The sequence below is a fragment of the Paraglaciecola sp. MB-3u-78 genome, from assembly GCF_002835935.1.
GTDB lineage: Bacteria > Pseudomonadota > Gammaproteobacteria > Enterobacterales > Alteromonadaceae > Paraglaciecola.
Map to the genome: position 1 here is coordinate 497,396 of NZ_PJCF01000003.1, position 13,277 is coordinate 510,672.

The window sequence follows — 13,277 nt, forward strand, 5'->3', positions numbered from 1 at the left end:
AAACATGCTCAAGTTAAAGACTATTATTGTGGATGATGAATATTTAGCTCGACGTTTGCTCAAAGCCAATTTAACTGACATAGCAGAAATCGAATTAGTCGCGGAATGTGAAAATGGCCGTCAGGTATTAGAGGCTGTATCGAACCATAACCCAGATTTAATTTTTATGGACATCCAAATGCCTGGTATGAATGGTATCGAAGTAGTAAAAGCGATACCCGTGAACAACATGCCTATGATTATTTTTACTACCGCTTATGACCAATATGCGGTATCAGCGTTTGATATTAATGCAGTAGATTATTTATTAAAACCACTAGATGAAAAGCAGGTGGAAAGAGCGGTCCAAAGGGCTGTGCTAGAATATTCATCAAAACGCGCCCTTGGTGATATTAAACAACACCTATTAGATGCTTTGGGGCAAATTGGACACTCACCATCACCTGCCCCAATAGTCAACATACCAAGTAAGTTAGTGCCGGATGAGAGTCATCATTACCCCGAAAAATTATTCATTAAAGACGGCGACACCATAACCTTAATTAGTATGAAAGATATCGATTGGGTCGATGCAGCAGGCGATTATATGTGTGTTCATAGTGATGGAATTACGCATGTGATGCGCAGCACCATGAAGGATTTGCTTGTACAGCTTGATCCTCAAATGTTTAAGCGAATTCATCGCTCTACTATTATTAATTTAGCAAAAATAAAACGTGTCACCAAACATTCAAAAGGAAAGTTTTTTGTTTATCTTGGCTGTGGTGAACAGCTAATGGTTAGTCGTAGTTTTGGTAGTGTCATAAAACAGTACCTTACCAATAAAGTGAAATAAATACGTAGCTAGTAGGATATTTATTACGCATAATAAAGTTTATTCAATTACATCTGATATTGAACAGAACAAATCTCAAATTTTCTATTTAACCTCAATCCTATAAATCCTATATTTAAAGAGGGGTAAATTTTAATTACTTGTTCCACAAGACAGTGGTTTGTTTTATACAATTGCGATTGATGAATTAAACAACGATATCATGATTATTAATAATAATTGAGCCATAATGTCAGTTTTAAGGAACCTTAGAGATTTACAGAAATTTTGATTAGGTCACCATCCGCAGCGTATTTAGCTACACTGGTCAATAGGTTATCGAACAGTTACTTCATTCGTTTTTCATCTGCAAACACCGTAACCGTATCTACCGAAGGCGCAAATTCAATGTTAATATTTTTTTCAGCTAACAGCGGATGATACCGCTGGGCTTCATTATGGAGTAGTGAAATAAGTTCAACCGACCCTTACTATAATGCATGGTGCCTAAATCCGTTCTGGTCAGCTCATATAAATTGTCCAATAACTGTTCAAGTTCTTTCACTTCTTCATTAGCCGATTGAATACGCTCTATAGACAAAGCTCTTACGCCATCTAACATAGCTACTATTTTACCTTTTAATACCGCCACTGGGGTGCGTAACTCATGGGAAATATCTGCTATCCAACGTTTTCTGGCTTGTTCATTTTTGATCCAATGTTGTCGCCAGTTCATTAAAGTCTCGTCTAACAAAGCAAACTTACCCCGCAGGTGAAGGCTCTTTGTGCATAAACAACTTCGCGTCTCTATCATTTGCTTGAAACTCCGGCGCTTTTGGCTGAGCAGCACCTAGAGGATTTTGTCTATCTGGAGGGGGGCGACCATCTCGAGGTGGTTTACCACTAAAGCCTGGCAGTTGAAACTCTGTATTTATTCGTTTTTTTATTTTTACTTCAAACAAAAAATGGTGTCAGGGTATCGTCAAATCAAACTTATAAGCATTGCCAATGACGTAGTCATTACCATCTGGCACTATCGAAAATTCAGCACGGGAAAAACCACTCGAAAGTGAGGGCGTCAGACTTTCCAAAGTCAACTCAACGCTTGATTGCCCTTGAGCAATCACGCTTTCTCCAAGCAGTTTATTTAGACGGGAATCGTTCGCATCATAGAGCGACACTTCATAAAGGACTTCCAATGATTCGGTGGTCGTCCCTGTGCGCGAAAGCCTAACACCGGCATCGTTTGTCTGCGCTCCCACCTCTATCAGCATAAAATCAGGATCATTGGAGGCTTTAATACGCACGGGGTCGACACCTAACATGTACACATTGACGTCGTTGTACATGGTAAAGCTGGAGATATAAAAACTGCCACGGCTATCCCATGAATCATATCCAGTAATAAATTGCTGGGTTGCCGAAACGTTATCCAAATCACTGATTTTGGCTAATTCAGAGGCCTGGCCACTGGCAATATCGTACTCCCAAATGGCGTTTGGAGAACTTGTATCGCTGACTCCCATATAGATTTTTTCGCCATCTGCGGATAATTGAAAAACCCAAATTTTAGGAGTGCCTTCAACGCCTATGAAATTGGGCTTCCCGATAAAACTCCAGCTCCCGTCGGCGTCGACAAAGCGGTAGATATTGCCTTGATCATCGGCCGTATAAAGTATCTCATTAGCTCTATCCCACTGCCCGACTTCCATGGCATTGGGTCCTTGTAAAGGAAAATCATCCAGCTGCCCAAAGCCACTTTCTGGGTCGTAGTACCAGATATTGTTAAATATATCGGGGGACTCCCCACGTTTCCACTGGGCACGAGCCGAGCCAGCGCTGATATATACACGACCACGGGAATCTACCCACATGAAACGATTGGTGTAAACAAAATCAGACCACTCAACGGGACTGCCCAGAATGGTAGTTTCGCTGCCCGCAATATCGTAACGAAGCAACCTGTTCTCCGGAACTGACATGCCATACAGCAGATTGTTTTTTTCATCTTTTTGGATACTGACGATTTGCACAGTAGCGGCGCCAACACCATCAGGCTCTACTGCACTCAAATCTAAAAATTTGTTTTCAATAATATCGTAGCCATACCAATGGAACCCGCGGGTATTCAAAAAATTAAAATCCATAGAAGAACTATCAAGGGTAGCCAGATAGACCCGTCCGTCATGATGAAGCGGGCGGTTTCTCTAGGTAGCCAGTTATCTGCAGCTTCAGACGCTGTTCGCGCATCACCCACCCAACGCAACACGTTATCTTCCTGATACATGCGATATAGCATTGAGTTGTTTATGTGATCATGACCCAAAATATAAATCTCTCCATTAACATCCGATCCTACCGCTAACCAACATTGGTCCGGTCTATCACCATTGGGTGAATTAGGCAGTTGCCATACCGTAACGCCATCGATATTGCCTGCTCGTGGTTCATCGGAGGGTACAGACACAGACACAAGCTCAACATCGGCATCAACGGCTGCAAACTCAATCCAATTGATATTGAAATCACCACCTATCACATCCAAACGAAGGGTCTGAGTCCCGCCTGGCTCAACAACAATAGTAGCGATAGAATTTGTGACAAAAACCTGCCATCCACCAGTATTGGACACGCTATCGCTGCTGATCACTTGCCCATCAAGTGCCAGATTATAGCTGCCAGTTAATACCTGAGAGGCTACCCGAGTTGTTACTGTATATTCCCCTGCACTAAGATTAACGTCATACTCAAGCCATTCTCCCGCTGCGGTCCAGCTGATGTGGAAGCCGCCACCTGTATCGTCTGTCGCCTCTATGTCAACATCATCATTTCGGTAAGCACCTCCAGTATTACCAGCGTCAGAATCACTGAAAGCCACGTAATCTTCCGCTTGCACAATCAGAGCTGAAACCGGTTCAGAGGTTGGGGGCGGAGTGGGAGTTGGTTCGGGCGCCGCTTCTCCACCAGAACCACCACAGGCCATCAGCCCAATGCACATCACGGGCACTACCAGACCCAAACGAACAGCATGTATCATCAAGTATTCCTTAATCAAAAATTTATTCATCACAATGTCAACCCGGCGAATTGCCAGACGGGGTTGCTTGGTATCTGAAACGGCAAGCACAAAAGCCCATCTCTTTCTCAATCTATCTTGATTCAGATTAAGCGCGCAGGGGTCGACCGTCTCATCAAGGTCATTGTTACTGGTAGGGTTGTCCACTGCTGAGACAATGCAAGCTTGCGCGACAAAAACTCCACCATTGCACTGCTAAACTAAGCTACTGACCAATAAATCACACAAACTGCGAGTATAGGTAAAATAAAACGTCATTTTTCCTAAAATAAAAATTCATGATGCCCTATATTTCCCATATTGACATCTATTTTACATTCTTAGGGGAGTGAAAGTCGGCTGTTTTTCGTCTATTACTCAACTGTTTTCACGTAATTCAGAATTCAAGACAAGGGCCTCCCACTGTTGTGCAAATCGGCTTTCCTGTCAATTTGTAGATGCTCGCTATAACTTTAACCGCAACACCGCATTGCTCACAGGTTTCAATGTCGATGTTAAAAACCCGTTTAAGTCTTTGCGCCCAGGTCATCGACTGGTGCTTTTGTGCCCGTGTTTTTTTCTGCCCTGTCGGCAATGCTTGTTTAGCCTTATTTCGTAAGGACGGCGTTATTGTCACGCGGTGCCCACTGCTTGGTGGAGGGCCACCCCGTACAAATACACCGGGAATGAATTTTGACAACAATAGGTTGCCCGAAGGGTGAGAAACAAGGAGGTTTCTCATCTAAACGCGTCAGATTAACTCTGGGTTTGGGCACCAGTGCCGCTAAACGGGCAATAAAATCCAGAGGCTCAAAGATTACATGACTGTCCCGGTCACCGGTGGTGCCGTCACGGTAGGGTGTTTTGAGTGGGTAGCGCACCTTGCCGTAACTCGTTATTGCCAACCTTTTTTCTGATACCCCAGAGCGGGACTCTTTTCAAAATAAGTAACGGCACAGCCTTTCGAGTTTACCCCTATCCTGTGCATTGCTCATGACACCTGCATGGAGACTTAAGCCTGCCACATTTGCGGCACACGGCCTGACGCAAGCCCTTGCTCTGCCATAGGTGCAAGCACTTATGTGGTTATTTTTGGTAAACTCTGCTAATCGAGAAATACTGCTTTGGTACTGCTTCCAATCTTTGATGTAACAAGTCCAGAATATAGTCTATCATCGGTCAGTAGCCACAGGTTCGCATGAGCCAACCGGCGATTTGCTATGGTGACCAACTTCATCGCAACTAACTCTGCCAATCCTTTATTCAGTGTAAGTTTACATGGTTTTGGCCGTTTTGCTCGCTCCCATGCGTCTATATCTGCCTTATTCGCCCTATATAGTGTGCAGCAACCATTACGATTGCCCCCTCTGGAAATCGTCGAGGCAGAGCGATAGAGTTATTTTGCAAGCTCACGGATAGAAAACTGTGATGATAGCCCGCGAGAAATCTCCTCTCGCTCCTGAGTCGTTAGGCATCAAGCCGATCTTGTTTTATCAGGGGTCTTGTATACCCCCATTTTAGCTAATATTCCTTGAATGCTAGAATGAAATCTATCAAAGAACTTAGCGATATCATTTAATGAATCACCTAGTTGATATCGTGCCCAAATTATCGCCCGCTGCTGTGGATTATAATAAATTCTTTTTCTCTGTTTCATGACAACGCATCCACTTTATTCAAGTATAGCGTTTCATTGACCGATTGAGTTCACAGGCAATACAGGCCATTCAGGCAATCGAGAGAAGCGCACAATATAAACGCCATCGCCCAGAAACCACGCTACTCTATCAGTTGGTCGAACGATACTACCCTGACTTTACAGCAAGCTTAGCAGAGCAAGGCAGGTGCTTACCCAAATATGTTGAGCGTGAATTTGATGAGTTCCTGCGTTGCGGTCGACTTGAGCACTGTTTCTTACGAGTCGTCTGCGGTGACTGTAAACATGAGAAGTTAATCGCATATAGTTGCAAGCGTAGAGGATTTTGCCCCAGTTGTGGTGCCAGCCGAATGGCCAAAAGTACAGCATTGCTGGTAGATGATGTGCTACGCCAGTAACTGGATTAGGAGTACCTAATTCGCCATTGGGCTAAACTAAAGGAGTTTATTACCGTTGATGCGAGCCGGTGACCGACGCGACCGTCCAGAATTCGAAACAACGCAGCAAAATTTCAATTGGGTTGCACCACACGCCAGTTAGCAAGCTCTAAAGTCAAGAAAAATAAGATCTGTTGCTTTGATTTTGAATGTTTTATTCCAACCATGCAATATTTCTTACTTCAATTGTGCTATCCGTTGGTGCACTGCCGCCTGATTCTCCATAAAGGTCTGCAATAGTAAACGGAGAATTCACGGTTTCTAAGTTAGCACTGCTAAAATTGGAAAATTCGCTCAGGTCAATTGTGTAGCTTTTCCATTGATCTGTAAGTGTGTAGCTACCGTTATTAAAACGTACCCAGTGACTGGTGCCATTTCCTACGGTTGTTTGAAACCCCAAATAAAAGCCAAACATAGCATTGCCTTTGATCTCAAAGGTCATTTTCGTCGAATTCGACAAATTACTAGTGTCTTGGTCAATGCCGACACCTGCACCCCAACCCCACGTTTTTGCCGAACTTGGGCTCGTGCCTATCGTTAACACACCAGTTTCATCGCTTACGCTAGCGGAAGCTGATCCTTCCCAACCGTAAGCAAAGCCACCTTCGTATAAAGATTCCCCCAATATAGTGAACTGGCCTTCCACAGGTACATTAACGACAGGCGCACTTGGTGGAGCGAAAACGTCATTCATCATTACAGCTTGATTACCACCATAACTCTTAACAATTTGGAGGCCACCTCGTTGTAAGTCATCAAACACACCGGCGTCTACCATATCCCATAATAAATACTTAGCTTCACCGGCTAAATTGATCAAACCAAAGTTCTTTTCAGGATGAGAGGCAGGGTTTTGCGTACCCGCTTTCCACTGCTCATCAAATGCTTCAAAAAAGAATAATGAAATCCCACTGCGATTAGACCAATCGCGCAGTGTATCGTGTGCTAGTTTTTGCTTGTATTCATCAGCCGCTGCGGACCCAGATGGACTAAAATCCTCACCACCAGGGCTCCCTTTGGTTGCCCAGCCGGTCTCGCCGATATGAATGGGTTTGTTAATGCCCAAGTTCAGCATATAAGATTGTGCCGCCATATATTGCTCAACAACACGGGCCTGAGAGCGGGTTATGGCAGCATCAATTTTTTCCACTGTACTTAGATCAGATTCCTGCGGGGGGACTTCCCAGAAATCAGAGGCGTGATGGGTGTCGTGAAATGGGTAAGTGTGCAAAGAAATATAATCAACCGCTGCTATCAAAGCGTTTAGATCATCTAGCTGCCCAGATACTCTCGGGTCGGTGCCAGACCATACTGCGTGGTTGTCTGAACTGGTTATCCATACGTCGTTTGGAATAGTTCCATCGGTTTTTAAGCCTTGTAGTTCATTGACATAATTGAGAATGACACGTACCGGAACATCATGGGCTTGCCAATCGACCATTGCTTCATTACCAATGGCTATTACTTTTATTATATCTGAATAGTTTTGTACCATTTCTATTGCTTTGTCGATTTCAGCCCGATTGTTAACAGAGTCTTCTAACGCGTTATTAACAAAGTTGGTATACGACCCTTGCGCTTGAATCCAAACACCGAGCATGACGTACATTTCAAAGTCTGGGTCAGCTGCTTTTAACTCTTCAATAGCAACCAATAGATTAGCCGTGTCACTGTATCCTCGAGTGTTGTATGTGCGCAGTACTTTAATTCCTATCGCTTCTAGAATAAGCATGTCTTCTTTTAGCTGAGTAACACTTGGGACAGTTGCTTCCTCGCGTGTGGCCTCACGGAAAGGACCATAAGAAATCGCCAGTAAACTTGCGTTTCCTAAAATTTGTTCACCGTCTTTAGATAAAGGCGCTTCGCTATCACTTACTGCAGCCTGAGGCGTTGGCTGCGGAAGCGGAAGCGGGGTTGGTGCGGGCTCTGGTTCAGGTTCAAGTTCAGGTTCTGGCAAGGGTGCCGACACAGGAATGACCGGTGTTAACTCGGGGGTATCGGAACCACCTGAGCAGGCAAACACGAATATTGATGCACATATCAATAAACATAATTTGAAATTACCATTTTTCATGAACATTATCCTTTTAAACCGCTGGCGGATTGTTGCGCATAAGGCTTTTGTTAGCGATGCCTTATGCTGACAAATTGTAAAATTATTGTTAATGTTAGTATGACTTTTTTTTATACTATTACTCAAGATAAATACGGCAGTGTGGGAAATTAGACCGATGAAGTGGATTGGGCATCGAGCCTAGCTAAACATCTAAGAGCCAATGCTCTCTGAAACTTCTAGCGATAGGCAACTTGATAAACCCTATCACACCAGGAGTATGTCGTGGGCGCACAGGCCGGTGACCGGCGCGACCGTCCAGAATTCGAAACAACGCAGCAAAATTTCAACTGGGTTGCACCTTTAACTGGGGCTTAGCACCAAGGCTCTTTGTCATTACGAACATACTTTTAATTAAGATAGGAGCACCTATGCTCGCTGGTGCAAAAATCTGCAATATCATGGATCTGAACAGTCTGATATTTCATCACAATGTAATTTCACCCGACATAAACCTGCACCGTACGCCAGTTAGCAAGCTCTAAAGTCAGAAAAATAAGATCTGAGTATAGGTAGAATAAAACGTCATTTTTCATAAAATGACAGTACTTGATGCCTCATGTTTTCAATATTTACCTCTCTTTTATATCGTTAAGGGAGTGAAAGTCGGCGACTTCTCGTCTATTACTCAACTGTTTTTACATAATTCAAAAAAAGCACCGCCCACTGTTGTGCAAACCAGTTTTAAATATTGCTTTTGTTTATGATGATGAACTGCTCTTATTCATACAAACTTATCTGAGGCGGCGCTTGGGCTGAACGTCCGGAGATCGCTCAATCCAGTCACTCGAAAAGTAAACAACTGTATTGTCTTATTAACCACTTTATTGTTCTCTCACATGCAAGCGTATCTGGGTTCTCTGAGCTGTAAGACCGGTTACCTAACATTGGCTAGAATGTGTTTGGCATGTCTAACCTCAAGGGTTAAATATTTAATTGGTTTTAGTTATCGCGGATAATCTCCCGTGCTGCGTTGTGCCCAGGTGCACCTGTCACTCCACCACCTGGATGGGTGCCAGCGCCACACATATACAAACCTTTGATAGGGGAACGGTAGTTGCCATGGCCTAACAGGGGCCTAGAACTAAACATCTGATCCAAGCTCATATTGCCATGCATAATGTCACCTTTAGTCAGTCCGAATACTCGTTCGAGATCAAGGGGGCTCAGCACTTGGCGACCCAGCACTGATTGTTTAAAGCCCGGGGCGAATTTTTCGACTTGTTCAATAATTAAATCTGCCGCTGTTTCACGGTGTGTATCCCAATCGATATCTGGGTCGAACTGTTGGCAAAATAAACTTGCCACATGTTGTCCTTCAGGCGCCAAAGTATCATCAAGTGTTGAAGGAATAAGCATTTCCACAATGGGGGCTTTTGACCAGCCATGTTGTTTTGAATCACGGTAGGCTTGGTCTATGTAATCACATGTAGCACCTACAATAATGCCACCAGTGAGGTGATCGGCGCTTGCCCGCTCTTGTTGTGCTAAACAGGTAAACTTAGGTAGTTCACTTAACGCCACATTTATACGAAAGGTGCCTGAGCCGTTTTTGTAATGTTTCATGCGCCGTGCAAAATCTTCTGGCAACTGTTCTGCGTCAACTAATTGGTTATATAGCAGGCTTGGGTTGAGGTTTGAGACTATGACTTTGGCTTCTAGCGTTTCACCATTTTCTAACAATACACCGTAAGCTTGGCCATCTCTGACCAGTACTTTTTTGACTGCGGCATTGGTTTCGATTTCGACACCTTTGGCCATAGCCGACTTCGCCATAGCCTGAGTAATGGCACCCATACCCCCAATAGCATGACCCCATACCCCTTTTTCGCCGTTGACTTCACCAAAGGCATGGTGCATCAAAACGTAAGCGGAACCAGGGGTTTGGGTATCGGCGTAATTGCCAACAATGCCATCGAAGGCAAACGCGCCTTTGACATATTCGTTTTCAAAATATAAGTCTAAAAAATCCGAGACACTTTTTGTGAAGATATCCAACACAATACGTTCGTCTTCTATGGGTAATTTTCGCAGGCGATTACCAAATTTTGCCGCTTTAAAAATGTCTCTGATCCCGCCGCCAACATTGGGCGGTGTTTCCAGTAAAAAGTCACGGATAATATCGGCGACCATGCCTGTGTCTCTAAAGTAGCGGTCTAGTGCATCAGCATCAGTCTTAGAAAAACGCGCTATCTCGGCCTTTAAATTATCAGAGCCTACAACAAAGGCTAAAAAATCATTGTCATCATGTGGCCATAAATTGTTGACCTTTCTATGCACAATCTTTAAGCCGTTTTGGTGTAGCTGTAAATCATCAATAACCTTTGGGTTTAGCAAACTTACCGTATAAGCAGCCACTGAATTTCTAAAGCCTGGATGAAATTCTTCAGTAACAGCAGCACCGCCCACCACATTGCGGCGTTCTAATATACGTACATTTTTACCTGCCATTGCAAGGTAGTTGGCACATACTAACCCGTTGTGCCCTCCGCCTATAATGATTGCATCTAACATCTATATTCCTAACATTATGCTATGTGATGATTGACAGTATTTAACACTCGTTCAATACTGTCAATCTCGCTGCTTAAGCAGGTGGTCTTCACATATGGCACTTTCACAATCAGATAAAATAAAGCAACTGGTGGTCACACAGCAAACGGGATATTCCCTTGCTCAGGCATTTTATAAAGACTCTGATGTGTATCAGGCTGAGATAAAAAAAATATTCTTAAAGCATTGGTTGTACGCTGGACATGTGTCGCAAATCCCCAATATTGGCGACTACTTTACTTTTGAGTTTGATACCGAGTCGGTGATTGTTGTACGCACAGATGCGGGTGAGGTTAAAGCTCATATGAATGTGTGTCGGCATCGAGGTTCGAGAATTTGCCTAGAGCAATCGGGTTCACAAAAATCGTTGACCTGCCCCTATCACGCCTGGAGCTATAACTTAGATGGGGAGCTTATTTCTGCACGTAATATGCCCGATGATTTCTTGCGTTCTGAAAGCGGTTTACATAAGGTCAATGTAGCACTTTTAGGCGGGTTTATTTTTATCTGTTTAAGTGAAGACCCGCCAAGCCTTGCTGCTCTTCGCCAAGATCTTAAGCAGACCTTCGATTTATTTGGTATGCATAGTATGCAACTTGCCGAACAGAAGTCGTACCTTATTCCTGCTAACTGGAAGCTAGCGGTTGAAAACTATCAAGAGTGTTATCACTGTGCGCCATCCCACCAAGAGTTTGCACAAATCCATGCCATGGCAAAGTCTCCCAAGGTGTTTCAAAAAGCCAAAGAACATTTTTCACAGACCAATCAAGGGAACCCAAAATTTATCGAACTAAATCGTTATTTCGACTTGGCTGAAGCAGGGCAAGAAGGGTATCAATATGACAGGAACCCATTGCTTCGTAATGCACTTAGCGGAAGTTTGGGGGGCAATCCAGTCGCCCCTTTGCTTGGTTCGTTACAGAGCTACGATGGTGGAGCGTCTGAGTTGATGATTGGCCCGTTGAGTTATTTTCTTATTTACGACGACCACATGCTTAGTTACCGCTTTTTGCCCGTTTCTGTGAATGAATGTATTTGTGATGTGTCTTGGTTTGTGAATGAGTCAGCGGTAAAAGGTGAGGACTATCAACTGGACCAGCTCACTTGGCTTTGGGATGTGACCACCCAAGCGGATAAAACCATTATTATGAATAATCAAAAAGGCGTGGACTCTAGGTTTTATCAACCTGGGCGATTGTCGGACATGGAAAGTTTTCAGCAGAGTTTTTTAAATTGGTATTTGCAGATTGTGATTAATTAGCCTGCCTATTCACAGGTCGTATCCACCCATTGTTCACACAATAATACGGCTTCTTCGGCACTAAAAGGTGTCGCTAGAGAAACGCCATTCCAGCCACAAACCATCAATGATTTCCGTCAGGCCAATGGCGGCAAGGCGCGGAGAAGGTGTGACACAGTGGCGCTGCTCTAACTCAGAAAAACTTTGCTCGAGAAACACTCGAAATGCCTTATTCGACGAATCATGAGCTTCTTTGATCTGGGGCGCTTTATCAATCATGCCCCAGAAAACCACCCAAGCCCGAAGGATCTTACGTTGCATCACTGAATCGCTAAAGGTTTCATTAATAAAAACAGACAGCCTTTGTCTAGGCAGTTTGGTGTTTTGTGATTTTACTATGGCCTTATTCATTATAGAAAACGCCAAATCTAAATCTGCGGCTGCTAATCTAAATCGTTGCGGGTGCCGAAATGATAATTTATCAAGCCAATTGCCATATTCACTTTTTCGCAATTTTTGCGTACCGAGCAGCCATCCACTCCTTCTTGCATCAAGGAATCTAAGGTGGCTTAAATAAGCTTTTTCTGAGCCTTGCTATAGCTAGATCTTCGGGTGCTTTTTATATCTAAGGTCGTCATGCTGCAACCATAAAGTACAAATAGTTGAATGTCATCTTGAACTCATAAGGTGCAGCCTTGAATTAGTAGGTGTCACAAAAAAATCCACGGAATTAGATTGCATTAACTCCGTCTCAGAGAAACTTAATCTGTCCCTATTTTGGTGCGGGTCTGCATAACCTCTCCTCAGTTGCACTACATTAGGGAGGGAATGTGCCTTTTATGGTCATTGGACGGTATTTGAGTGGGAACAATATTTGCTTTAACCCTAAAGAGATAATCATCACTTTAGGGTACAGAAGTAAATGTTAGAACACCTTTGGCTGCTTATTTCTACTATGTTTGTTTTTTTAATGCAGGTAGGGTTTTTATGTTTAGAGAGTGGCAGGACTCGCAGTAAAAATAATATTAATGTAGCTGCTAAAAATGTCACCGATTTTATCGTTTCTGCTTGTGTTTTTTGGCTGTTTGGTTTTGGCTTAATGTTCGGGCCAAGCGTTGGAGGATGGATAGGAACCGGTGAATTTCTATTTGGTCAAAATAACACTCCTTATCAAATTTTGTTTTTCCTTTTCCAAATGATGTTTTGTAGTACAGCCGCTACCCTTATGTCTGGCGCTGTAGCAGAGCGCATGAGGTTTTCTGGGTATATCTATATCACCATTATTCTTAGTGCCTTTATTTATCCATTGGTGGGCCATTGGGCATGGGCTGGTGCATTTACCGACGGTAACGAAGGATGGCTTGAAAATTTAGGCTTTGTGGATTTTGCAGGTTCATAAGCAATTTAA

At 43.5% G+C, this 13,277-nt stretch carries 10 protein-coding genes and 2 pseudogenes; 4 read left to right on the forward strand and 8 right to left on the reverse strand.

What is annotated here, in order from left to right:
• Nucleotides 1-4: 4 nt before the first annotated feature.
• Nucleotides 5-835 (forward strand): LytTR family DNA-binding domain-containing protein, encoded by an 831-nt coding sequence (locus CXF95_RS06100; protein ID WP_101197841.1) that lies wholly within the window; start codon nt 5-7, stop codon nt 833-835.
• Nucleotides 836-1,241: 406 nt separating this feature from the next.
• On the opposite strand, the gene CXF95_RS06105 is transcribed toward CXF95_RS06100, so the two are convergent.
• The 5 genes and pseudogenes from CXF95_RS06105 to CXF95_RS06125 all read right to left on the reverse strand — a co-directional run bounded on the left by CXF95_RS06105 (nt 1,242) and on the right by CXF95_RS06125 (nt 5,526).
• Complete coding sequence (locus CXF95_RS06105) at nt 1,242-1,550, reverse strand: histidine kinase dimerization/phospho-acceptor domain-containing protein (protein WP_157828086.1); 309 nt, start codon at nt 1,548-1,550, stop codon at nt 1,242-1,244.
• 235 nt (nt 1,551-1,785) lie between these two features.
• Entirely contained in the window at nt 1,786-2,946 is a 1,161-nt protein-coding gene (locus tag CXF95_RS06110) for a hypothetical protein (RefSeq protein WP_157828087.1), read from the reverse strand.
• Entirely contained in the window at nt 2,943-3,881 is a 939-nt protein-coding gene (locus tag CXF95_RS06115) for a carbohydrate-binding protein (RefSeq protein ID WP_232787688.1), read from the reverse strand. The genes CXF95_RS06110 and CXF95_RS06115 overlap by 4 nt, the downstream gene beginning before the upstream one ends.
• A gap of 445 nt (nt 3,882-4,326) precedes the next feature.
• Nucleotides 4,327-4,894, reverse strand: a pseudogene (locus CXF95_RS06120) (transposase); the annotation flags it as partial.
• A gap of 449 nt (nt 4,895-5,343) precedes the next feature.
• Entirely contained in the window at nt 5,344-5,526 is a 183-nt protein-coding gene (locus CXF95_RS06125) for a hypothetical protein (RefSeq protein WP_101197845.1), read from the reverse strand.
• Between the two features lie 44 nt (nt 5,527-5,570).
• Here CXF95_RS06125 and CXF95_RS06130 point away from each other — a divergent pair.
• A pseudogene (locus tag CXF95_RS06130) lies at nt 5,571-5,915 on the forward strand (transposase zinc-binding domain-containing protein); the annotation flags it as partial.
• A 202-nt stretch (nt 5,916-6,117) separates the two neighbouring features.
• Here the strand turns inward: CXF95_RS06130 and CXF95_RS29515 are convergent.
• Nucleotides 6,118-8,037, reverse strand: coding sequence for a glycosyl hydrolase family 17 protein (locus CXF95_RS29515; RefSeq protein ID WP_157828089.1), 1,920 nt, complete (start codon nt 8,035-8,037; stop codon nt 6,118-6,120).
• Nucleotides 8,038-9,018: 981 nt separating this feature from the next.
• A complete protein-coding gene (locus tag CXF95_RS06145) occupies nt 9,019-10,590 on the reverse strand; it encodes an NAD(P)/FAD-dependent oxidoreductase (RefSeq protein WP_101197846.1) in 1,572 nt (523 codons plus the stop codon).
• Nucleotides 10,591-10,684: 94 nt separating this feature from the next.
• Between CXF95_RS06145 and CXF95_RS06150 the strand changes: the two genes are divergently transcribed.
• Nucleotides 10,685-11,890 (forward strand): aromatic ring-hydroxylating dioxygenase subunit alpha, encoded by a 1,206-nt coding sequence (locus CXF95_RS06150; RefSeq protein WP_101197847.1) that lies wholly within the window; start codon nt 10,685-10,687, stop codon nt 11,888-11,890.
• A 60-nt stretch (nt 11,891-11,950) separates the two neighbouring features.
• Here CXF95_RS06150 and CXF95_RS06155 read toward each other — a convergent pair whose 3' ends face one another.
• On the reverse strand, nt 11,951-12,382 hold the full coding sequence (locus tag CXF95_RS06155; RefSeq protein ID WP_101197848.1) for a TetR family transcriptional regulator C-terminal domain-containing protein: 432 nt from the start codon (nt 12,380-12,382) through the stop codon (nt 11,951-11,953).
• Nucleotides 12,383-12,791: 409 nt separating this feature from the next.
• Here CXF95_RS06155 and CXF95_RS30435 point away from each other — a divergent pair, with 409 nt between their 5' ends.
• Complete coding sequence (locus tag CXF95_RS30435; RefSeq protein ID WP_232787675.1) at nt 12,792-13,268, forward strand: ammonium transporter; 477 nt, start codon at nt 12,792-12,794, stop codon at nt 13,266-13,268.
• Nucleotides 13,269-13,277: the final 9 nt, after the last annotated feature.

Bases quoted from the DNA above. Each gene is read 5' to 3' on its own strand.
- CXF95_RS06100 (WP_101197841.1), top strand. From the start codon at position 5: ATGCTCAAGTTAAAGACTATTATTGTGGATGATGAATATTTAGCTCGA.
- CXF95_RS06105 (WP_157828086.1), bottom strand. From the start codon at position 1,550: ATGAACTGGCGACAACATTGGATCAAAAATGAACAAGCCAGAAAACGT.
- CXF95_RS06115 (WP_232787688.1), bottom strand. From the start codon at position 3,881: ATGAATAAATTTTTGATTAAGGAATACTTGATGATACATGCTGTTCGT.
- CXF95_RS06125 (WP_101197845.1), bottom strand. From the start codon at position 5,526: ATGAAACAGAGAAAAAGAATTTATTATAATCCACAGCAGCGGGCGATA.
- CXF95_RS29515 (WP_157828089.1), bottom strand. From the start codon at position 8,037: ATGAAAAATGGTAATTTCAAATTATGTTTATTGATATGTGCATCAATA.
- CXF95_RS06145 (WP_101197846.1), bottom strand. From the start codon at position 10,590: ATGTTAGATGCAATCATTATAGGCGGAGGGCACAACGGGTTAGTATGT.
- CXF95_RS06150 (WP_101197847.1), top strand. From the start codon at position 10,685: ATGGCACTTTCACAATCAGATAAAATAAAGCAACTGGTGGTCACACAG.
- CXF95_RS30435 (WP_232787675.1), top strand. From the start codon at position 12,792: ATGTTAGAACACCTTTGGCTGCTTATTTCTACTATGTTTGTTTTTTTA.